This is a genomic window from Phycisphaerales bacterium, from assembly GCA_040217175.1.
GTDB lineage: Bacteria > Planctomycetota > Phycisphaerae > Phycisphaerales > UBA1924 > JAHCJI01.
In genome coordinates this window covers 101081-122604 of record JAVJNT010000002.1, presented here as the reverse complement: position 1 = coordinate 122604, position 21524 = coordinate 101081, and the positions used below count along the sequence as shown (strand labels likewise).

18 protein-coding genes are annotated in these 21524 nt (G+C 67.9%); 11 read left to right on the top strand and 7 right to left on the bottom strand.

Features of this window, described 5'->3' with window-relative positions; all coding sequences use genetic code 11:
• Positions 1 to 21: 21 nt before the first annotated feature.
• A complete protein-coding gene (locus tag RIA68_07545; GenBank protein MEQ8317294.1) occupies positions 22 to 1353 on the bottom strand; it encodes a GC-type dockerin domain-anchored protein in 1332 nt (443 codons plus the stop codon).
• A 345-nt stretch (positions 1354 to 1698) separates the two neighbouring features.
• On the opposite strand from RIA68_07545, the gene mdh reads away from it, so the two are divergent.
• The 4 genes from mdh (at position 1699) to RIA68_07525 (ending at position 6568) form a co-directional block, all read left to right on the top strand.
• On the top strand, positions 1699 to 2682 hold the full coding sequence (gene mdh / locus RIA68_07540) for a malate dehydrogenase (protein ID MEQ8317293.1): 984 nt from the start codon (positions 1699 to 1701) through the stop codon (positions 2680 to 2682).
• Between the two features lie 79 nt (positions 2683 to 2761).
• Entirely contained in the window at positions 2762 to 3862 is a 1101-nt protein-coding gene (locus tag RIA68_07535; GenBank protein MEQ8317292.1) for a CpcT/CpeT family chromophore lyase, read from the top strand.
• A 30-nt stretch (positions 3863 to 3892) separates the two neighbouring features.
• On the top strand, positions 3893 to 4852 hold the full coding sequence (locus tag RIA68_07530) for a DnaJ domain-containing protein (GenBank protein MEQ8317291.1): 960 nt from the start codon (positions 3893 to 3895) through the stop codon (positions 4850 to 4852).
• A gap of 120 nt (positions 4853 to 4972) precedes the next feature.
• Complete coding sequence (locus tag RIA68_07525) at positions 4973 to 6568, top strand: undecaprenyl-phosphate glucose phosphotransferase (GenBank protein MEQ8317290.1); 1596 nt, start codon at positions 4973 to 4975, stop codon at positions 6566 to 6568.
• A 204-nt stretch (positions 6569 to 6772) separates the two neighbouring features.
• Here the strand turns inward: RIA68_07525 and RIA68_07520 are convergent, their stop codons facing one another.
• Positions 6773 to 7462 carry a hypothetical protein gene (locus tag RIA68_07520; protein ID MEQ8317289.1) on the bottom strand — a complete coding sequence of 230 codons (690 nt, stop codon included), beginning with the start codon at positions 7460 to 7462 and terminating at the stop codon, positions 6773 to 6775.
• Positions 7463 to 7900: 438 nt separating this feature from the next.
• On the opposite strand from RIA68_07520, the gene RIA68_07515 reads away from it, so the two are divergent.
• The 6 genes from RIA68_07515 (at position 7901) to rplS (ending at position 14773) form a co-directional block, all read left to right on the top strand.
• Positions 7901 to 9295, top strand: coding sequence for a GC-type dockerin domain-anchored protein (locus RIA68_07515; GenBank protein MEQ8317288.1), 1395 nt, complete (start codon positions 7901 to 7903; stop codon positions 9293 to 9295).
• A gap of 147 nt (positions 9296 to 9442) precedes the next feature.
• On the top strand, positions 9443 to 11167 hold the full coding sequence (locus RIA68_07510) for a choice-of-anchor I family protein (GenBank protein ID MEQ8317287.1): 1725 nt from the start codon (positions 9443 to 9445) through the stop codon (positions 11165 to 11167).
• Between the two features lie 144 nt (positions 11168 to 11311).
• Positions 11312 to 12643, top strand: coding sequence for a hypothetical protein (locus RIA68_07505; GenBank protein ID MEQ8317286.1), 1332 nt, complete (start codon positions 11312 to 11314; stop codon positions 12641 to 12643).
• Between the two features lie 117 nt (positions 12644 to 12760).
• Positions 12761 to 13423 (top strand): 30S ribosomal protein S16, encoded by a 663-nt coding sequence (rpsP, locus tag RIA68_07500; GenBank protein ID MEQ8317285.1) that lies wholly within the window; start codon positions 12761 to 12763, stop codon positions 13421 to 13423.
• Positions 13424 to 13489: 66 nt separating this feature from the next.
• Complete coding sequence (locus RIA68_07495) at positions 13490 to 14305, top strand: tRNA (guanine(37)-N(1))-methyltransferase (GenBank protein MEQ8317284.1); 816 nt, start codon at positions 13490 to 13492, stop codon at positions 14303 to 14305.
• 57 nt (positions 14306 to 14362) lie between these two features.
• On the top strand, positions 14363 to 14773 hold the full coding sequence (gene rplS, locus RIA68_07490) for a 50S ribosomal protein L19 (protein ID MEQ8317283.1): 411 nt from the start codon (positions 14363 to 14365) through the stop codon (positions 14771 to 14773).
• Between the two features lie 7 nt (positions 14774 to 14780).
• Here rplS and RIA68_07485 read toward each other — a convergent pair whose 3' ends face one another.
• Complete coding sequence (locus RIA68_07485) at positions 14781 to 15605, bottom strand: hypothetical protein (protein MEQ8317282.1); 825 nt, start codon at positions 15603 to 15605, stop codon at positions 14781 to 14783.
• Between the two features lie 47 nt (positions 15606 to 15652).
• Between RIA68_07485 and RIA68_07480 the strand changes: the two genes are divergently transcribed.
• The gene (locus RIA68_07480; GenBank protein ID MEQ8317281.1) at positions 15653 to 16711 is read left to right on the top strand and encodes a zinc-binding dehydrogenase; all 1059 of its coding nucleotides are present in this window, start codon (positions 15653 to 15655) and stop codon (positions 16709 to 16711) included.
• Here the strand turns inward: RIA68_07480 and RIA68_07475 are convergent, their stop codons facing one another.
• The 4 genes from RIA68_07475 to RIA68_07460 all read right to left on the bottom strand — a co-directional run bounded on the left by RIA68_07475 (position 16712) and on the right by RIA68_07460 (position 21315).
• Positions 16712 to 17311, bottom strand: coding sequence for a hypothetical protein (locus RIA68_07475; GenBank protein ID MEQ8317280.1), 600 nt, complete (start codon positions 17309 to 17311; stop codon positions 16712 to 16714).
• Between the two features lie 347 nt (positions 17312 to 17658).
• Complete coding sequence (locus RIA68_07470; GenBank protein ID MEQ8317279.1) at positions 17659 to 18828, bottom strand: DNA topoisomerase IV subunit A; 1170 nt, start codon at positions 18826 to 18828, stop codon at positions 17659 to 17661.
• Positions 18829 to 18832: 4 nt separating this feature from the next.
• Positions 18833 to 19231, bottom strand: a complete 399-nt coding sequence (locus RIA68_07465) for a hypothetical protein (protein MEQ8317278.1) — start codon at positions 19229 to 19231, stop codon at positions 18833 to 18835.
• 119 nt (positions 19232 to 19350) lie between these two features.
• Positions 19351 to 21315 carry a DNA topoisomerase VI subunit B gene (locus tag RIA68_07460; protein MEQ8317277.1) on the bottom strand — a complete coding sequence of 655 codons (1965 nt, stop codon included), beginning with the start codon at positions 21313 to 21315 and terminating at the stop codon, positions 19351 to 19353.
• Between the last annotated feature and the right edge of the window lie 209 nt (positions 21316 to 21524).

The window sequence follows — 21524 nt, the reverse complement described above, 5'->3', positions numbered from 1 at the left end:
TGCTTGCTTATGCAGTGGCGATCAGCAGCCCGCGTCGAACTCGTCCTGGAACGCGAGGAAGTCGAAGATGGTGAGCTCACCATCGCCGTCGAAGTCGGCGCTGGGCAGGCCGGCGTCGAACAGGTTGGTGAAGGCAAGGAAGTCGAAGATTGTCAATTCGCCGTCGCTATCGAGGTCGGCTCGGCAGGTGAGGCAGCCGGGCCATCGCGGCAGGAGGCCGACGAATTCGCCGCCGATGAACTCCGACCCGCCCACGGCATACAGCCCGCGCAGATCGCCGTCGTCCCAGCCCTCGATCACGACCACGCTGCCTCCGACGGATTCCTCGAAGGGCCGCCAGGCCACGCCATCCCAGCGTGCGATACCCTCGATCGGCTGCCCGCCGATCTCCTCGAACCAGCCGGCCGCGTAGAGCGCGGGCCGGTCGCCGCGATCGAACGACGTGAGCGAGAGCACGTCTTGCTCAAATCCCTCGCCGAGAACGGTCCAGGTGCTGCCATCCCATCTGGCAACACCCGCGTCGTACGAACCAGGGAAGCCCAAGCGGCCGCCAACATACAATGCCTCGCCATCGCCGTCATCGAATACCAGCATGTCTCGGACGACGTAGGGTGGTGATCCTTCGACGGTCGAGAACGAATCGCCGTCCCACCGGATCATGCCGCGTTCGACCGTTGGATCATCGGGCCTGATGCCATCGCCAGCGAGGTACAGAGCGGGGCCGTTGCCATCGTCGAACACCTCTAAGTCGTGCACGAGCCCAAGTACGCCGTCGAACCGACCGGTCGCGCCGAAACCGGCCCACGCACCATCCTCGAGTCTCGCGACGCCGTTGACGCGCTGGTCATCGATGGAGGTGCTGATGTCGCCCGCCGCGTAGAGCATGGGGCCCGAACCGTCGTCAAACGCGACCAGCCATCGCGCGACGCCGTCGAGTTCCGGCCCGAACGGCACCCACGTATCGCCATCGAGAACGTGGATTGTTGAAGATGACGAATCACTGACGGCCGCGTAGAGGCGCGTGCCGTCGCCTAGATCGAGCGTGTCCAGCGCCGAGATCCAGGCTTCACCAAGATCACCGACGGCCGACCAGGAGTTGCCGTCGAATCGGCCGATGGAACCGAAATACTCGCCACCGGCCCTCAACGTACCGGCCGACACGTACAGGGCCGGGCCGCTGCCGTCGTCATACACGACCAATTGCCGACGCCACTCCGCGTATGGGCGCACGGAGGCATCGATGCTCTCCCAGCCGCAGTCCTGGGCCAGCGCCACCCCAGCACCGAGCCCCGGCAGCGCCAGCCCGCCCGCGGCCGCCACCAGCGTCCCGATCGTCTTCGTATTCGCTCGCATGATCGAAACTCCTCGTTCGAGATGTCCGCCCCGATCGTGCGTGCGCACGCGTCGGGGTCGTCCCGCGGCCGGGGGACGAAATGAATGTTGGCGGGTCCGGGGAATCAATGGCAACATGCATGGGACCCGATGGCCGCACGTATCGATACGAGCCGTTGAGATGGCTGTTCTGGCGAGGAACGGATCTTCGCGCTTGCGGAAAGCGGCGTTTTCTGGAGCTCTCAGACCCGACCCTCGAATTCGCGGTCCCTTTCGGACGGTTGAGGATGCCCCGGCGAAGGCCCGTTCCTACCCTGCTCGCCTTCCAACCGACCGCACCCCTGGCACACCAGACGGAGACCGAGCATGACCAGCCCCACGCCCAAGATGAACACCAGCCGCCCCAAGATCAGCATCATCGGGGCGGGCAACGTCGGCGCGACGTGCGCCCACTGGGCGGCGGCCAAGGAGCTGGGCGACGTCGTCGTGCTCGACATTCCCGATAAGGTCGGCGTGGCCCAGGGCAAGATGCTCGACCTGGCTTGCTGCGGTCCCATCGAGCGCTTCGACAGCAACATCATCGGCACCAGCGACTACGCCGACATCGCGGGCAGCGACGTCGTGGTCGTGACGGCGGGCCTGCCGCGCAAGCCGGGCATGAGCCGCGACGACCTGATCGAGACCAACGTGAAGATCGTCAAGAGTGTCAGCGAGAACATCAAGCAGCACGCCCCCGACAGCATCGTCATCGTCGTGAGCAACCCGCTCGACGCGATGGTCTACACGGCGTGGAAGGCCACCGGCTTCCCGACTAACCGCATCATGGGCCAGGCCGGCGCGCTCGACGTCGCGCGCTACCGCACGTTCCTGGCGTGGGAGATCGGCTGCTCGGTCGAGGACGTGCAGGCGCTGCTCTTGGGCGGCCACGGCGACGACATGGTGCCCCTGCCGCGCCTGACCAGCGTGCACGGCATCCCGGTGACCAGCTTGCTGAGCGAGGACAAGATCACCGCGTGCGTCGAGCGCGCCAAGGTCGGCGGCGGCGAGGTCGTCAAGCTCATGGGCACCAGCGCGTACTACGCGCCCGCCAGCGGCACCATCCAGATGGTCGAGGCCATCATCAAGGACAAGAAGCGCATCATCCCGAGCGCGGTCTACTGCGATAGCGAGTTCGGCGGCGCGGCCAAGGGCTACTTCGTCGGCGTGCCCGCGCTGCTGGGCAAGGGCGGCGTCGAGAAGGTCGTCGACTTCGAGTTCGAGGGCGGCGAGAAGGCCCTGTTCGACGAGAGCGTCAGCCACGTGCAGGATCTGGTGGGCATCGTCCAGAAGATGTTCCCCGAGCTGGCGTAAGCGGCCGAGCGGGGCGACGCCTTGGCGGTCGGCGGCGACGGACCGTAGAATGTCCCGTTGCGACCCGAGGAGTGCCCCCATGCCCCGAATCTGTGCCCTGACGTTCGCCACGCTGGCGGCCCTGCTGGCCCCGGCGTGGCTCGCGTGCGCCCAGCCGGCGCCGGCCCCGAGCGGCAACTTCGACGAAGAGGAGAACGAGCCCGCGCCGAGGCCCAGCCTGTTCGTCGGCCAGCCCATCGATGCGGACATCAGCCGCCTGACGTCCATGCTCGAGGGCAGCTGGAAGACGATGAGCTCCGTGGGCGAGGGCGAGGACGCCGGCGTGCTCTGGATGCACATGCTGCCCTTCGAGACCGAGCTGCTCGGCCGGGCGATCTACGTCGAGGTGCACGCCGACGACACGCCGTGGGAGCCGGTGCGGCAGGCGATCTTCCGCGTGTACCGCTACGGCGACGCGTTGCGCCTGCGGACGTACGAGTTCCGCGACCCCGAGCGGGCGCGGATGCTCACGTCGCTGTGGCTGACGCCCGACCACATGCCGCTCGAGGAGATCCGCCTCGAAGAGCTGCTGGCGACCAAGGACCTGCGCTTCGATCGTGCCACCGGCGGCTACGCTGGCGAGACCATCCAGGCCTACCCGACGCCCGACTCGGGCTCGGTCGAGATGACCAGCGCGATGCGCGTGCGACCCGACCGAATCGTCTCGGAAGATACCTTCTACGGCGTCGACGCCACGCCCATCCCGGGCACCGGCGCGATCACGTGGGAACGCGGCACCTCGCTCGTGACGGCCAGCGTCGGCGAGGATGGCCTGGCCGTGATTACCTACGACGCGGGCAAGACCGACGACCCGCCCACCGACGAGGGCGACATGGTGCTGCTCAACTACGAGGCGTGGCGGACCGACGGCACGATCTTCGATTCGACGTTCGAGCGCGGGCTGGCGATGCGGGTGGCCTACCCGCTGCGCGTCGTCGGCGGCTTCAAGAAGGGCATCGAGCCACTCTTCGAGGGCGTGCGCCGCAAGATCGTCATCCCGCCCGAGTTGGGCTTCGGCGACGTGGTCATGCAGAACCTGCCCGCGGGCTCGACGCTGGTCTTCCACATCCACATCATCCGCGTCGAGCAGACCGACCCCATCCCGATGGAAGAGCGCGTGAAGCGACAGGAGCGGCCCTGAACCGCATCGTGACCCAGACCGGTGAACGCGATGGCTGATCGCGACTACTACGACGTGCTTGGCGTGAAGCGATCGGCCACGCAGGACGAGATCCGCGCCGCCTACCGCAAGCTCGCGCGAGAGCTGCACCCGGACGTCAACAAGGCGGCCGACGCGGCCGAAAAGTTCGCCGAGGTGCAGACGGCCTACGACGTGCTGGGCGAGCCCGACAAGCGCGCCCAGTACGATCGGTTCGGCCGGGCCGGCGCGGCGGCCGCGGCCGGCGCCGGCGCGGGCGGGGCGCACTACTCATGGAGCAACGTGGGCGGTCGCGGCGGCACGGGATCGTCGGACTTCGACCTGGACGACCTGGGTTCGATGTTCGACGCGTTCTTCGGCGGCGGTGGCGGTGGGGCGGGGCCGACGCCGCGCAATGCCCGGGCCCAGCGCGGTCGGGCACGCGAGCGGACGCGGCAGGCGGCGCAGGCCGAGCTCGACGTCTCGTTCATGACCATGGCCCGCGGCGGCACCGAGCGCGTGCCCGTCCGCCGCGGCGGCAAGGCGACGACCATCGAGGTGAGCATCCCCAAGGCCATCGCCGACGGCGCGAAGCTGCGCGTGGCCGGCGGGCGGGGCGAGCCCGATCTCATCTTGACCATCCGCGTGGGCAAGCACCCGCTGTACAAACGTGAGGGCGTGCTCGATCTGGCCATCGACCTGCCGCTCACGTACGCCGAGGCGGCCCTCGGGAAGGAAGTCGGCGTACCGACGCTCGAGGGCGAGGTGTTCATCACCGTGCCCGCGGGCACGCGCAGCGGCAAGCGGCTCCGACTCCGCGGCCGGGGACTGACCGACGCCAAGGGTGCGAGTGGCGACCTGTTCGCGGTGGTCCAGATCGTCCCACCCGAGGCGGAGGCGCTGAGCGACACGGACAGGGCCGGCCTGGAGCGCCTCGGCGAGCACACGCCAACCGTGCGACCCAGCCCGCCGTGGCCCGAGCCGCAGGGCTGACCGCGGAATCCGTCGGCCGGCGGGCTTGCTGGAGCGAATCGACGGATCGGAACCGATAAACTGTCCGAAGAGGCGCCGTAGAGGGCAACCCGGCGCGGCACGGAAGGGGAGCACGAGGGCGTGCTGAAGCAACAGCATCAATTCCTGCTGGTCCTGCTGGCGATCGCCGACGCGGTGGTGGTGCTGGCGGCGGCCGCCCTGGCGTGGCTGGGCCGCAAGCTGCTGGTCGTGCCGATCTCAGAGGGCGATCTGGAGTCCCCGCGGACGCTGTCCCAGGTCTTGGTCGACCCCTGGAGCGCCTACCAGCGGGACCACCCGTTCTGGCCCCAAGCCTGGGAAGACTACTTCAAGCAGCCCTTGCTCTTGGCGGCACTCCTGTGCTGCATGATCAGCTTCTATGCGTTCAAGCTCTACCGCCCCCGGCGCGACCGCTCCCTGGCGGGCGAGCTGACGCAGGTGGGCAAGGCGACGGCGGCGTCGGTCGTCGCGATGGTGGTCGTGCTCTGGGGCGTGGGCAGCAGCCAGCTCGCCGGCGGCGACATCCCGAGCCGGCACCTGATGCTGCTGGGCTTCGAGCTCGACGCCAGCCGCGTGCAGATGATCCTCTTCGCCGTCCTGCTGCTGGGCATGATGTCGGCCCACCGGGCGGGCTTCCGGATCTTCCTGCGGTGGCTCCGTCGTCGCGGGTACAACCTGCGGCACGTGGCGATCATCGGGGTCGGGCGCACGGGCCGCATCGCCGCCCAGACGCTCGACCGCAACAGCTGGACGGGCCTGCGCGTGGCCTACTTCATCAGCCACAAGCACGAGAACCGGCTCGCCGAGTGCATGGGCAAGCCCGTGTTCGGCGGGCTGCGCGACCTCGAGCAGACCATGGGCGCGTGCAAGGTCGACGCGGTCTACCTGGCCTTGCCCAGCCGCGAGACGCCCATCACCGGGCGCATCCTGCGGCGGCTCGAACGCTTCCCCGTCGAAGTGCGCATCATCCCAGACGTCAACCCCCGGTACGTGCAGCAGTCGATGGCCGTGCACGAGCTGGACGGCATGCCCGTCCTGAGCTACCGCGAGTCTCCCGCGCACGGCGTGGGCGGGGCGCTCAAGCGCGGGCTCGATTTGGCCGGCGGCGCCATCGCGCTGCTGCTGCTCAGCCCGATCATGCTCGTGTGCGCGGTCGCGGTGGCCATCAGCGGGCCGGGGCCGATCATCTTCCGCCAGCGCCGCGTGGGCCTGGGCGGCGAGGTGTTCTGGATGTACAAGTTCCGCACGATGGCGCAGGCCAGCGACGAGGCGGCCGAGCTCGAGCAGACCGCCCAGCGCTCGGGTGCCGACGACGCCGGCGGCGGCGAGGCGGGCTGGACGAGGCGCAACGACCCGCGCATCACGCCCGTCGGCCGCGTCCTTCGCAGCACGAGCCTCGACGAATTGCCCCAGCTGCTCAACGTGCTGCGTGGCGAGATGAGCCTCGTGGGCCCCAGGCCCGAGCGGCCCGAGCTGATCGACAAGTTCCGCGAGGACTGGCGCGGCTACATGCTCCGCCAGCACGTCAAGGCCGGCATGACCGGCTGGGCCCAGGTCAACGGCCTGCGCGGCGACACGAGCCTGCGCCGCCGCCTGCGCTACGACATCTACTACGTCCGCCACTGGTCGCTGCTGTTCGACCTGCGCATCCTCATGATGACGCCGCTTCGCGGATTCGTGCACCGCAACGCGCATTAGGCTGGTCGCCTCGCCGGCGGGGCCGCGGGCTTCGCCCTTGCGCACGCGAGCGTGCGAGTTTTTTCTTGTCGCCTCGCCGGCGGGGCCGCGCCCTTCGGGCTTGCGCCCGGGGACGGGCGGGGTTCGTTTCGTCGCCGCGCGGCGTCGTCGATCTCGGGCTTGCGGGCGCGGCGGCGCGCGTTGGACCGTTCGGACCACGCCCGCTCAGGCCGCGCGCTCGCCCTCGCCGGCCGGCTGCGTTGCCGCGCCCGGCTCGGCTGCGCGCAGCGGGCCGTAGGGCACGCCGTGGGGGGGCGTCCAGTCGCTCGTCTTGCCGTTGGTCAGCCGCGTGCGGACGCGGTACCAGGCCATGGCGATGCCGCGGGGGGTGCCCGTGTCCACGTGCGTCTTGCTGGCGGTCGCGGCGACGAACTCGAAGGGGCCCGTCCGGCCCTCCAGGCCCTGGGACGCCCGCTCGATCTCGAAGATCGCCGAGCCGCCGGTCGTCGCCTCGATCGTGATCTGGATCTGTCCGGCCCGGTTCATCCGCATCTCGGCGATGCGGGGCGTCTCTGGCGCCGGCCGGGTGCCCGGCGTGCCGGGGGCCTCGAGCAGTGCCCGCGAGTACACCGAGGGGTCGTGCGTGAGCGACGCGTGCGTGTCGATGGCGGCGATGAGCCCGGTCAGCAGGCCGCGTAGCTCGGCCCGCACGTCGTCCTTCTTCTGCCGCGTGCTGCGGGCCGCGGCCTCGGCGGCCAGGTGCTGCTTGAGCGCGGCGGCGAACGCGCCCGCACGCTGGCCCAGCAGCGCGGTCTGCTCTTCGGTCAGCCCGATGTTCGTCGCGCCCTGCCACACGCCGGCCTGGCGCACGGCCCACTCGGCGAGCTGCTGCTGCGGTCTGGGATAGCGTGCCATCGTGCGGGCTCCGTGGTGCCTGGTCCGTGTCCATGGTGGCTATCGGCGGGTTCCGGGCGCGCCTTGAGCGCGAGCGGGCGGGCCATATCGAGTTTCTGCACGCCCGGATCGGGCGGTGGCGGGGCCATGCCGGCGTTGGGTCCGGCCAGACCGAGGGCTGATCCGGCCGGACGGGGGCTCGGTTCGGCTGCGACGGGGGCCCGTCCGGCCGCGCACGGGGCCGGTCGCGCCCGATCCGCAGCCGGCGCGGCTCCCATAGAGCGTGGTGCGGGAAGCCCGGAGGCCATGGCGCCCGCGCCCGTCCTGGTGTGCCGCCACCGCTCCCGGCATGCCGGGCACGGGGCGGGGCGGCAAGCGACGCGCGGCCCGGCGTCGCCCGGTGCAACCACCCGTTGGCCCGCCGGTACACGCAAGAGACCATGCACAGGGGAGGACACGATGACCAGACGATCCCGCCGCCCGACCATCCGCGCCGTCGCCGCCATCCTCGGAGCCGTCGCCGCCACGGCCGCCGCCCATGGTCAGACCGTCTGCGGCGCGTGGGAGCCCCTGGTTGCCGATCTGCTGGGCGACATCGGCGGAACCCGCACTCGCGTGTCGGACCTGATCGTCTTCGACGCGGGCGACGGACCGATGCTGTACATGGCCGGGAACTTCGAAGCGGTAGTCGATCCCGTGTTCGGCGAGGTCCGCGCGCCAGGGCTGGCGCGGTTCGACGGCGAGCGATGGGAGGCGGTGCCGGGGCTCGATGGGCCGGGGCTCGAGCTCGATCGTCGAGCGATCGAGATGCACGTATTTGATGATGGCTCCGGACCTGCGCTCTTCGTGGGCGGCGAGTTCACGATGGCGGGCGGGCAGCCGGCGACCGGCATCGCGCGGTGGGACGGCGTCACGTGGAGCGGATTGGGTGGGCCCGGTGTGCCCGGCGGCCTGACGCGAATCTACGACATCCACCACCACGACTTCGGCGATGGTCCGATGCTCTACGCCGGCGGGCTGGTCTTCAAGGGGGACGGCCTGCCCTTGGAGTTCATATGGCGATGGGACGGCTCGGCGTGGTCGCAACCGGGCGATGGGCAACCCTTTAACGATGAGGTCTACGAGTTGGCCAGCTTCGATGGCCATCTGTTCGCCAGCGGAAGGTTCCAGAGCATCGGCGGCGAGCCCGTCCCGGGAATCGCTCGATTCGATGGGACGATGTGGAGCCTGCCCCTCGGTTCCGACCAGCGCATCTCGGCGAATCGATTCTGGCCCCTGCTGCCGACCGAACTGGACGGTCAGGAGGTGCTGCTCGCCGCTGGGCAGTTCAGTATCGATGAGGGCGGCACGCTGATCGCGTTCAACTTGGCCTGTTGGGATGGGCAACGCTGGGACTCGCCGACCACGGAGCCCGCCTTTAGCGTCCGCACGCCGACGACGCTCGCGACCTTCGATGATGGATCCGGTTCGGACCTGTTCGTCGCGGGCGGCCAACTCGTCGGCCGCTCGAACGTCAACCGCTTGCTCGACCGCGAGCTCTCGCCGACGACGCCACTCGGGATCGATATCGTCTACGAGTTGTTCGTATATGACGACGGAACGGGCCCGGCATTGCTCGCCGGCGGAGAGGACCAGGTCGCCGGGAGGGGGCTCCCCTTCCTTGCACGCTGGAATCCCGCCGCGCCGTGCCCGGCCGACGCCAGCGGCGATTGCGTGCTCGACGTGTTCGACTTCCTCGCCTTCCAGGACCTGTTCATGGCGGGCGACCCCGCCGCCGACTTCGACGGCGACGGCGTGTTCACGATCTTCGACTTCCTGGCCTTCCAGAACGCCTTCGACACCGGTTGCCCCTGACACCCCGGCGTTCAGGAACCGTGAAGAGTTGGTCAGCAACGCGCAGCACGCGTGAGGGCGTTCGGTGGCCTCTCTACCTTCGGGCCGAGCCGGGGCGGCAGCGGATGCCGCGCGGCGTTCGTTGGCATCGAAGAGGAGAGCCCGGATATGTTGAAGAGCATGCTTGCCGCCTGCGGCCTGGCCATCGCGACCACCGCCGCGCCCGCCGTGGCCCAGAGCCTCGAACTCGAGTTCCTCGGCCGCTACGAGACCGGGGCGTTCGACGAGGGCGCCGCCGAGATCGTCGCGTACGACACCGACAGCGGCCTCGCGTTCGTCACCAACGCGAACGCCAACACGGTCGATGCGCTCGACATCGGCAACCCGGCGAACCCCGTCCTCGCGTTTACGATCGATCTCTCGCCCTACGGCGCGGGCGTCAACTCGGTGGCGGTCTCGCGCGGCCGCGTCGCGGTCGCCGTCGAGGCCGACGTGAAGCAGGACAACGGCACGGTCGCGTTCTTCGATCGCCAAGGCGAGTTCGAGTCGGCCGTCGAGGTGGGCGCCCTGCCCGACATGGTCACGTTCACGCCCGACGGCCGCTACCTGCTCGTCGCCAACGAGGGCGAGCCCAACGACGACTACACGGTCGACCCCGAGGGCAGCGTCAGCGTGATCCGCATCCGCCCGTGGCGAAGCGTCCGCCAGCGCGACGTGCGCACGATTGACCTCGGCGGCATCGACCGCGGCGACCTCGACCGCAGCGTCCGCATCTTCGGCCCGGGCGCGACCATCGCCCAGGACCTCGAGCCCGAGTACATCGCCGTCGATCCCGACAGCCGCACGGCCTTCGTGGCCTGCCAGGAGAACAACGCCATCCTGGTGATCGACGTGCGTCGCGCCCGCGTCACGGACGTCTGGGGCCTGGGCGTCAAGAACCACGCCCGCCGCGACAACGCGCTGGACGCCAGCAACCGCGACGGCGGCATCAGCATCGAGAATTGGCCGGTCTTCGGCCTCCCGCTGCCCGACTCGATCGCCGCGTACGAGGCCGGCGGGCAGACGCTGATCGTGACCGCCAACGAGGGCGACGCCCGCGACTACGACGGCTTCAGCGAGGAAGAGCGCATCGGCGACCTCGTGCTCGACCCGGACGCCTTCCCCGACGCCGCGCGCCTCCAGCTCGACGAGAACCTCGGCCGCCTGAAGATCACGACCACCGCCGGCGACACCGACGGCGACGGCGACTACGACCGCCTCTTCAGCTACGGCGCCCGCAGCTTCAGCATCTATACCACCGATGGCGACCTGGTCTTCGACTCGGGCGACGACTTCGAGCAGATCACCGGCTGCCTGCTGCCCGACAACTTCAACAGCACCAACGACGAGAACGGAAGCTTCGACGACCGCAGCGACGACAAGGGCCCCGAGCCCGAGGCCCTCACGCTCGGCGCCATCGGCGACAAGACCTACGCGTTCATCGGGGCCGAGCGCGTGGGCGGCATCTTCGTCTACGACGTCACCGACCCGCGCGAGCCGGTCTTCGAGAGCTACGCGACCAGCCGCGACTTCTCGGGCGATCCGGCCGCGGGCACCGCCGGCGACCTCGCGCCCGAGGGCCTGGTCTTCATTCCCGCCGAGGACAGCCCGACCGGCGACGTCCTGCTGCTGGCGGCCCACGAGGTCTCGGGCACGACGGCGATCTACCGCGTCGTCGGCGGCTGCAGCGTCTTCGGCGACGTCACGGGCGACTGCCAGGTCGACGTCCACGACCTGCTGGCCGTTCTGCATGCTCTGGGCCCCTGCGCCGGCTGCCCCGAGGATCTCAACGACGACGGCCGCGTCGACCTGATCGACGTGCTGCTCGTGCTGCGGGCGATCCGGGATCGGTAAGCCAATCAGGGCTTCCGAGCCTCGACAACCTGACGCGAGGATGGCGCCCGCGTGCGAGGAGTAAACTCCCTCGTCCACGGGCGCTCCGTGTTCCTGAGCGTCGCGAGCCGACGCCGTCGAGTTGCTGACCACGAGGGAGCGAGCATGACCAGCACCAGGCGCGGCGCTTCACGCCTCGTCATCGTGGCCCTCTGCGTGGCGGCGATCGTGGTCGCCGGCGCCATCTATGCCGCGAACCGCTTCCTCTACTTCGGACCGGCACTGCCGCAGCGGGACTACCTCGCCGACTACACCCTGCACGGGCTCGACGCCTCCGGCAAGTCCATCGAGGAAGCTCAAGCCGCGAGCGCGAAGCTCATCGAGATCGAGCAGATCCTGCGCAGCGAGATCTTGCCGGCGTTGCACGACGCGGACGCACACCTGGGCATGCTGAACACCGAGGCGGAACACGAGGACGACTGGCCCGAGACCGAGCCCGTCGTGCTTGCTTCGCTGCAAGAGGCCGAGCGGCTGGGTCTCCGGCAGCTCACCGACGAATTGACCGATCTGGGCGTGTTCATCGATCCCAACATCATCAAGGTCGAGGGCAGGGACCAGATGGGGCCGCCACGCATCGCCACCCTCAGGCGACTAGGTCACATGGAATCTGACTTCCTCGTGCTCGCCGCCCGCGCGGGCGACGCCGAAGGCGTGATCGAGGCGTACACGCGCATCGCGCGGCTCGCCGATCTGGCGGCCTCGAGCGGCGGCGGCATCCTGGTGCATCTCGTCGCGATCGCGCTCCGGTCGCATGGCATCGAGGCCTTGCTGGACGCCCTTTGCGAGCGTCGACACGATCGGGCCTTCCTCGATGCGGTGTGGGCCGTTTGCATGACTGAGGATGACTGGCCCGAGATCTCCGTCGTGTTCGAGGGCGAGCTCATCACCTCGCGGCACCTGTCGTCGCCACTGGGCAACCCACCGCTCAAGACGATCAACCCGGCGTACCAGATCGAGGTGATGTCTGAGAACTACCGGACGGCCTTGGATCTGTGGAGTAGCCACCCGGTGGGCCCGGTCGCCGGACTGCGTGCATTCCGAGAGCAGACTGCCGACGCCGGAGGGCCGGGCTTGCTGGCCGACATGCTCCTGCCCTCGACAGAACGCTACCTGGCCGCGGTCACGCAACTCGAATTGCTTCGCACGGCAGAGCGCACGGTGCTGGCCATCGAGCGGCACCGAGCGACGACCGGCGCGTTGCCCGGCTCGCTCGACGAACTCGTGCCCGAGTTCCTCCCCGCGCCGCCCTCCGATCCCTTCTCCGGACAAACGCTCGTTTACGCGGTCGAGCCGTCCGCCCCCGAGGGCTACCGGCTGTACGCGCCCGGCGCCGACGGAACGGACGACGGGGGCCTGTTCGACCGGCGGAGCAGGTCCCAGGGCACTTCTCTGGATGCCCAAGGCGTCGACATCCCGATCGTACCCAGGGCCAATTAGCGGCCGCGAGCGAGTACGCCCGCCTACCATCTCGACCCGCCTGCGGGCCCGGCCAGTGCCGGAACCAGCCCCCGACCAGCAGGCGTGTTCAGACAACCAGACCCAAAGGAGCATCCAGTGGTCCGGATCCGCATGCAGCGCCTCGGGCGCACCCATCGTCCCTTCTACCGCATCGCCGCCGCCGAAAAGCGGGTCAAGCGCGATGGCAAGGTCCTCGAGAACCTGGGGTGGTACAACCCCGTCGAGAAGGACCCAGAGAAGCAGCTCAAGCTCGAATCCGAGCGCATCAAGTACTGGCTGAGCGTCGGCGCCCAGCCCAGCGACACCATGATGGACATCCTGGGCCGCAACGACCTGCTGACCCCCAAGCTCAAGGAGAAGTGGGAGGCCAAGCGTGAGGCCGACCGCAACCGCGTGGGCTGCAAGGTGGGCCTGGCGACCGCCGAGAAGGCCCAGGAGCAGATCGGCGAGCTCTCCAGCAGCGACGACGCCGAGGGCGTCGATCTCGCCGGCTACGCCTCGAGCATCAGTGAGGCCGTAAACGAGGCCCGGGCCGCGGTGTCCGCCGCCGACCCCAAGGCCGCCGACGCTGCCAAGGCCAAGGCCGAGGGCGCGCTGACCGAGGCCAAGAGCGCGATCGAGCAGGCCCAGGCCGCCAAGAAGGCCGCCGCCGAAGCCGAAGCAGCCGCCGAGGCCAAGAAGAAGGCCGAGGAAGAGGCCGCTGCCGCCGAGGCTCCCGCCGAAGAGTCCGCCGAGGGTGGCGAAGAAAAGAGCGAGTAAGCTCGCAATTTGAATCTGATCGAACGAACCCACATCGAGAGGTGTGGGTTTTTCATAGGCTACCCAATGCGATTCGACGTCCTCACGACCTTCCCCGAGATGTTCGGCCACGAGCCGCCGGCGGCGATGGCCGTCAGCATCCCGGGCCGGGCGCGGGCTGCCGGGCTGGTCGACTGGCACGCCATCGACATCCGCGAGTACGCCGGCAACAAGCACAACAAGACCGACGATCGCCCCTTCGGCGGCGGCCCGGGAATGGTCATGACCTGCCAGCCCGTGTACGACGCCGTGATGGCGGCCGAAGCGATGGATGATCGCCCGGCCCACCGCGTGTTGCTCTCGCCCCAGGGCCGCCAACTCACACAAGCCACCGTCGAACGGCTGGCATCCATGCCCCGCCTGCTCCTGATCTGCGGCCACTACGAGGGCCTCGACGAGCGCGTCATCGAAAAGCTCGAACCCGAAGAGATCAGCCTGGGCGACTACGTCCTCAGCGGCGGCGAACTCGGGGCGATGGTGCTCATGGATGCCGTCATCCGCCAGCTCCCCGGCGTGCTGGGCCACGAGGAGTCCGCGGGCCAGGACAGCTTCGGCCCTGCGCCCGACAAGGACCCGAACGGCGACCCGCTCGATGCAAGGCTCGCCGTCGAGTTGGGCATCCCCGAGGACGCCCGATTGCTCGACTGCCCGCACTACACCCGGCCCCGAGAGTGGATGGGCATGGCCGTGCCGGACGTACTGCTGGGCGGCGACCACGCCGCCGTCGCCCGGTGGCGGCTCGAGCAGCGGCTGGCCCGCACCCGAGCGCGGCGGCCCGACCTGCTCGAGCCCGCAGGCCCCGATGACACGGGCTCCCTTGCAGGCGAGGGCCCCGACGCCTAACATCTCGACCCGCCTCGTTCGCGGCGGATCTGTCTATTGATCGCTGGAGTGCCCTCGATGTCGCTTTCCAACCCCAAGAGCCAACAGGCCATCCTGGAGTCGATCGCCCAGGACCACGTCAAGACCGACGTCCCCCGCATGGACATCGGCGACACCATCCAGGTGCACGTCCGGATCGTCGAGGGCGAGCGTGAGCGCACGCAGGTCTACACGGGCGTCATCATCGGCCGCAAGGGCCGCGGCGTCAACGAGAGCATCACGGTCCGTCGCGTGGTCGACGACATCGGCATCGAGCGTACCTGGCCCCTGAACAGCCCGCTGATCGCCAAGTTCGAGGTCGTCCGCCGCGCCGACGCCCGCCGCGCCAAGCTCTACTTCCTTCGCGATCGCGTCGGCAAGAAGCGTCGCCTCCGCGACCGCCGCCGCGGCATGAAGCACGTCGAGGGCTTGAAGACGGTGCAGAAGTAGGGCTCGACTATCTTGGACGAGCGTTCGAGCGACGAGGCCGCCTCTTTCGGGCGGCCTTCTTCTTTGGCTGGTCAGGCCGGTCATCGTCGCAGTTGACATACTTGATGGGATTCGCCGCCCCGCGCGGGAAGTAGGCCGAGACGTTGCGATCGACGTATTGCCGGCGAATCTTGTCATCGGCAATCGTGCCGACGAACTCGTACCGACGCTCGGGTTCCGTGTCGCGATTGCGATCAGCGTCATCCACGCGCAGGGTCGAGCCATCGGGAAGCCAGGCCGCGATTGCGTACACCTCGCGGACGACGCCCCTGTAGATCGCCATCGCATAGTCCGCACGCCGAGCACTGGCGAGGCTGACGACCCACGCGCTGCGGGTGACGTCGTATAACTCCGCAGCGCTCATGCCGTAGCGGTGCGTCTTGGTGATGTTGATCAAGACCGCCGAGTCCTTGGGATCGATCTCGACCGGGCTCGCGCTGAGCGTCGCTATCAGTTGCTCGACGCCTGAGCGAGATCCGACCCGGCTGCCGTGCCCGCGCACGCCGTTGGTCAGGTTGTCGACCTCCAGCAGATCGATTGCCGTCGCTTCGACCAGCAGCGCCTGCTGTTCGTTCAGCCCGTATTTGAGCACCTCGATGCGTGGCTCGAGCCGCGCCTTGCGGATCTCGGCGATGCGAGCGGCCTCGTCGTTCTCGCGAACGTCCTTCAAGTGGTGGAAGCACCGATTGCCCGTCCCCTTGCCGACGTAGAAGACCTCTTCGTTGCGCGGGTCGATGTAGAGATACACGTAGAATTTCAGTTGCTTGCGTGCCCGTTCGGCGAACATCTTCATGGTCGTTGCCTCCCGGCCGACAGCGTATGCCGGGTCTACCGTGGGCCATGAACGCCCTCGTCTGCACCGCACAGTCCAAGACCGTAGCCCCAAACATCGAACACCAGACCGACTGGCCCGACCTCGAGCCCACGCCCGCCGGTCACGCGAAGCTGCGCACGCTGTGCAGCGCGCTCAACCACATGGATTTGTGGGTTGGCATGGGCATCCCGGGCGTCGATCTCACTTGGCCCCGTGTCAGCGGCTGCGACGCGTGCGCGGTCGTTGAGGAAGTGGGGGAGGGCGTCGATCCCGCCTGGGTTGGCCGCCGCGTCATCGTCAACGCCGCCGTCGAAGTCCCGCCGCGTGAGCGGCCGAGCGATCCGCCCGGCAGCACGCTCGCGCCCGACTACGAGCTCATCGGCGAGCACCACCACGGCATGCACCGCCAGTTCTTCCACGCCCCGGCTACGCATCTGGCTGATCTTGGCCCCAACGACACGAGCGACATTGATCCTGTGCAGGCCGCCGCGTTCGGCCTCACCGCGCTCACGGCGTGGAGCATGATGGTCACCAAGGGTGGCCTTCGCGCAGGCCAGTCGGTGCTCGTCACCGGCATCGGCGGCGGCGTGGCGACGAGTGCGATGCAGATCGCCAAGCACTTCGGCTGTCCCGTCGTCGTCACCAGCCGCCACCAGTGGAAGATCGACAAGGCCCTGGAGATGGGCGCCGACCACGGCGTCTTGGACAAGGGCGATGACTGGTCGCGCGACGTCCGATCCTGGACCGGCAAGCGCGGCGTCGACATGGCCGTCGACAGCATCGGCAAGGCCACCCACCTGCCCTGCATCAAGAGCCTCGCCCGCGGCGGCGCCTACGTCACCCCCGGCTGCACCACCGGCCCCGACGCCACCACCGACCTCGCCCGCATCTTCTGGAACCAGCTCCGCGTCCTCGGCTCGACCATGGGCACCCCCGCCGAGTTCCGCGAGGTCGCGAGCCTCTTCAAGGCCGGTGCGCTGAAGCCAGTGGTCGATCAGGTCTTCAAGGCCACCGACGGCCGCGCGGCGTACGAGCGGCTGGAGGCGCAGGAGCAGCTCGGCAAGATTGTGATCGACTGGCGGTAATCACCGGATCGGCGGCCAGGTGTTGTCGCCATCGGGTCCGTGCCGGCCCTTGAGCACCTGCACGACGTCTGGGCCCTCGAGCCTGTTCATAAAAAGGTACCCCATGGGACGCTTGCTGTAGACGAGCCACGGGGCGATCGGCTCCGGCGGTTCCGAGGGCAGTGGCTGGGGTTGTGGCATCGGATTGCGCCGGCCGTAGTGCGATCGCAGAATCGCTTCGAGACCGCCATGTTCGTAATCGGCACTCTTCGCGCTCCACCAGTGCCGCTGCGAACGCCCATCAAGATTGAGACGCACGCGTGCGGCGACCCACCCCGCAGCACTGGGCTCCACGACGTATCCAACATCGCCGATCTCGGCCGTGTGGTCCATCGTCTCGCGCAACCAATCGAGGCGCTCTCGCGAAGCGGCCTCTCGCAGTTTGGGCAGTAGATTCCGCCGCTCGCAATCGAGGATCATGTGAGCCGCCATGCCTCGGACACATCGATGCTGGTCATCCAGCCCCTGGCTCAGGAGTTCGTCGGTCAACGAGCTTGGGTGATCGCTCCGCAGCGTCTCGAGTGCGGTCGCTCGGAGGATCCACTCGGGCCGATCGAGCATCCACCGAAGGGTCGCCGATGCCAGTGATTCATGATGCACAAGCACAGCGAGTAGCGAGTGGCCAACCCAACGGATGTCACGCTCTTTGTCGGGCCTTCCACAGCACCAGATCATCGGGGCCATCATCGACGGGGTCGCTGGCTGCCGATCGACGACCATCGCCCTGCCGTTAGCGATCGATGCAACGGCAGCAGAGCCGTATGCCACCATCGCCTTACGCCAATCCGGCTTGATACGCTCGTCCGTCTCGACGGCGGGTAACGCGTCGATCGATGCCTCGAACTCGGCGAGTGCGGAGGCAAGGTCGTCCATCGCGAGGCACCTCGCAAGCCTAGTCCAATCCAGGCTCAGTCCAACCAATCCTCCGCCGCCAGCCGCTCGGGCACGTACGTCTCGGTGACGTAGCTGATGTCGATGTTGATGAGCGCCTCGACCTCGAGCTTGAAGCCGTTCTTCAAGAGCTTGGCGATCTCCTTCTGCCAGCCCTTGTGGTCCTTGAACCACGGGTAGGCGGCGATCTGCTTCGCGCGGGCGATGTCGCGATCGTTCAGCGAGATCTGGACGCTGTCGCTCAGGTTGCACCGCTCGAAGTCATTGGAACGAATGCCCAGGAACTTCGCGTCGGGGATCGCCAGCCGCTCGCTCTCGAAGGCGAGCGAGATGCTGCCCTGCTTGATGACGCTGTAGATGTAGTGCCCCCACGGGTCGCAGTCGAGCAGGCAGATGATCGGCAGGCCGAGTTCCTTGTTGAGGCGGTGCAGCAGGCGGCGCACGCCGCGGGGGGGCTGGCCGCTGCCCTCGGTCAGGATGCAGTTGTGCGTCTTCCAGAAGCGGTCCTCGTTGAAGCGCTGCCACACGGTGTCCTTCTCGACGTGCAGCACGAAGTCGGCCTCGCACGTGCCGAACTTCACGCGGTCGGGCTCGCAGATGCTGGGGATCGCGTAGCCGCCGCTGCCCATCTTGCGGCAGTCGATCGTGTCGCCGCTGTCCTCGATGGTGATGTTGCCGACCATGGCGCCGCGCTTCTTAGCAAAAATGTGCAGCTCTTCTCTGAGCGCACCGAGCGTGACCTCCAGGTCCTCGAGGATCGAATCGCTCTCGGTCTGGTCGTCGAAAGTCTTCTCGCCGGTCTTCTTGCCGCCCGCGTCGTGCACGTCGCCCAGCCCGGTATAGAACATGCCGCGGAGGCTGGTCGTCTTGTCCTGGTCGATGAGGCGGCTGATGCCGTGGGCGTGGCGCAGGCTCTGCATGAACTTGCGGGCCTGGCCGAGGTTGAAGATCTGCCGCGTGCTGGCCGCGCTGCCCATCTGCAGGATGCCGCGCTTCTTGTTCCAGGTGGTATTGCTCGACGAGCGCGTGGGCACGTCGAACGTCGGCTCGACGCCCGAGAGCGCGCTCTTGGCGATGCCGCCGGCCAACGCCTTCAGCGACTCCTGCGTCTTGGCGTCACGCTCCTTGGCCTCGGTCGAGCGCTTGCGCGGGGCGGAGCGGACTTTCTTGGTGGTCTTCTTGGCCATTGTGTTAGTCCTGATTGATCGGAGGGGTGTCGTAGGGACCCACGATGATTGAGTTGGTCTTGTGTTCCGTGGGCGGATTGCTGCGGAAGTACTTGTCATATCGATGCCGCATAGCCGAGAAATCGAGGCCCTCTAAACTCTTTAGCCACTGGTAGAGACGAAATGAACCCCGGTCGACTCGTTCGCTACATCCGTCCGCGGAAAGAAGTGCGCTGATTGCCCACGGCCATTGTTGCGCATTGAGAACAACGCGCTGTGCAAGATCGAGTTGATCGCTAGTGGGCATTCCTTCCTCAAATAACTCGGTCAACGCTCCCGTAATCGCCCAAACGAGTTCGCCATGAGCAATCGGATGAAGAAAATCGACATCCAAATAGCATCGACACGCCTCTTCGAGCGCCACGTCGCAGGACCCAATGCCATATGGGTGCTCCCAAACATCGACGCCGAACCGCAGATGAAGGTACGCCTGAGAACAGGAGTACCAACCGCCGGAGTCCCGCAGATCATCCGTTGGAACGCTCACTTCCGGCTCACACTTGTTTTCTTCCCGACCTTCTTGCCCGTCTTCTTCCCGTTCTTCTTCCGCCGCACCGGCACGCTCTCCTCATCACCTCCGAAGAGCCCGCGGCCCGCGTCGGACTCGGCGGCTTTCGTTGCTTGGCCGTTCGACTTCGCTTCCACCTGCGACGGCCTCGACTCGCTGTCGACGATGATCACGCCGTCGTCGTCCGAGGCACCCTTGTCCTTCTTCACGAAGTTGCCGTCCTCGTCGAGCTCGGCGTCGGCGATGGCCGTCCGGGCCTGGGCTTGCTTCAGCAATGCGTCGAGCAACGCGCCCTCGTCCTCGCCCGTGAGGGCCGACGTCGAGCGCGCGATCTCGGCGATGTATCGCGCGAACACGTCGCGCCGTTGGCCCTCGCGCCGCATCTTCTGCCGGCGGCGGAGGTACGTCCCCAGCTTCCGCCCGCACTCCTGCAGCGCCAGCCGCATCTCCTTACGGATCTCGTCGTAGTCGGCGATCGCCTCCTTGCTCTCGCTCGTGAAGGGCACCCACACGCTGGCCATGTGCACCATGATGACCATCGGGCCCACCGGCAGCGCCCCGCGCGGCTGGCTGAGGCTGTAGTTCTTCCAGCCCGTCTCGACGACGGCCTTGAACGAGCAGCATGCGCTCTGCTGATACAGCAGCGGCACGCGGTTGGCAAAGCGGATGACGCGGGCCGGCTCGTCGCCCGGCAGGTCGCCCCCGAACGCGATCGCCGCCTCGATCTGGAACGGGTTGCCGCGGTACACCGCCGGGTCGCGGGTGCTCGCCGCGTAAAACTCGGCCTTCACGCCCTTGAGCAGCCCGCTGAGCATCTGCCGCACGCCGATGGGCGCGAGGCAGTCCGTCGGCGGCGCCCGCAGCTTGCTGTCCTGCAGCGCCCGGTACAACCGCTCGGCCGCGTCGTGGTCGACGGTCTTGACGTACGTCTGCCCGGTGAGCGTCTTGCCCTTGGTCGTTGCCTTGGCCGTGACGTCCTTCACGATGGCCGGCGGCACGCGGCTGAACTCGTTCTTGAAGAAGCCGGTCAGCTGCTTCTCGTTCGTGCTCTTGAGCATCCGCAAGAAGTTGCCGAGCTCAACGCCATACGGGTGAGGCTTGATCTCCTCGGTCTCGGGCGGCAGTTCCTCGACGGCCCGCGGGAAAACGTACCGATCGGCAAGCTCGGTGGTGTGGCTAAGCTCGGTCGAGACGTCGTCAACCTCGAGCGCCGGCCCGCCCGCCGCCTTCTCGGGCGGGATGAACGTGATCTGCGCGTGCGGGTTCGCGATGGCCGTCTGCTCGAGGTACGCCTCGACGCTGGTCTTGCCGCGCTGGTAGCGGGCCTCCATCTCGATGCGGACGCGCGTGCCTGTGCCGCTCGACGTCTCGGGGAAGTCATCCGTCTCGACGTCGATGGTCACCTCGGGCTTGTTCTTCGTGGTGTCCATCGCCAGCTCGAGGTGGTGTGCCGCCTTGCGCTTGCCCGGCTTGGTCGTGATGACCATGGGCTTGCCCGTCGTCATCAACCCATACATGCCCGCCGCCGAGATGCCGATGCCCTGCTGGCCGCGACTCATCTTCATGCGGTGGAACTTGCTGCCGTAGAGCAGCCGGCCGAAGATGTTCTCGACCTGCTTGCGGACGATGCCCGGCCCGTTGTCGGTGATGGTGACGGCATACCGCCCGGGCTTGCTCGTGCTCGGTGGGGCCGAAAGCTCCTCGATGAGGACCTCGATGTCCGGCAGGATGCCCGCTTCTTCGCAGGCGTCCAGCGCGTTATCCACGGCCTCCTTGACGGTGGTCAGCAGCGCCTTGCGCGGGTTGTCGAAGCCCAGCAGGTGGCGGTTCTTGGCGAAGAACTCGCTGACGGAGATGTCGCGCTGCTTGCCCGCCATGGTTTCGGCAGTGGCGCGAGACCTGCTGGCTGGCTTGCTGGGAGTCTTCTTCGTCGCCAACATGCCCCTCCATGATGGCATAGGCCCGGCCGGGCCGGTTGCGTGCTTCCGGGCGCTGCAGGATAGCTCCTCGAATCGGTCGCGGACCGCCCGTCGCTCCAGCAAGCTGGGCAAGTGAGGCGAGGCTGGCATAGCGACTACGTAGAAATGGCGGTCAAATCGCTGCGCCGTCTTGCCCGGTTTCCCGCATCGGCTTACAAACTCGCCCGGAG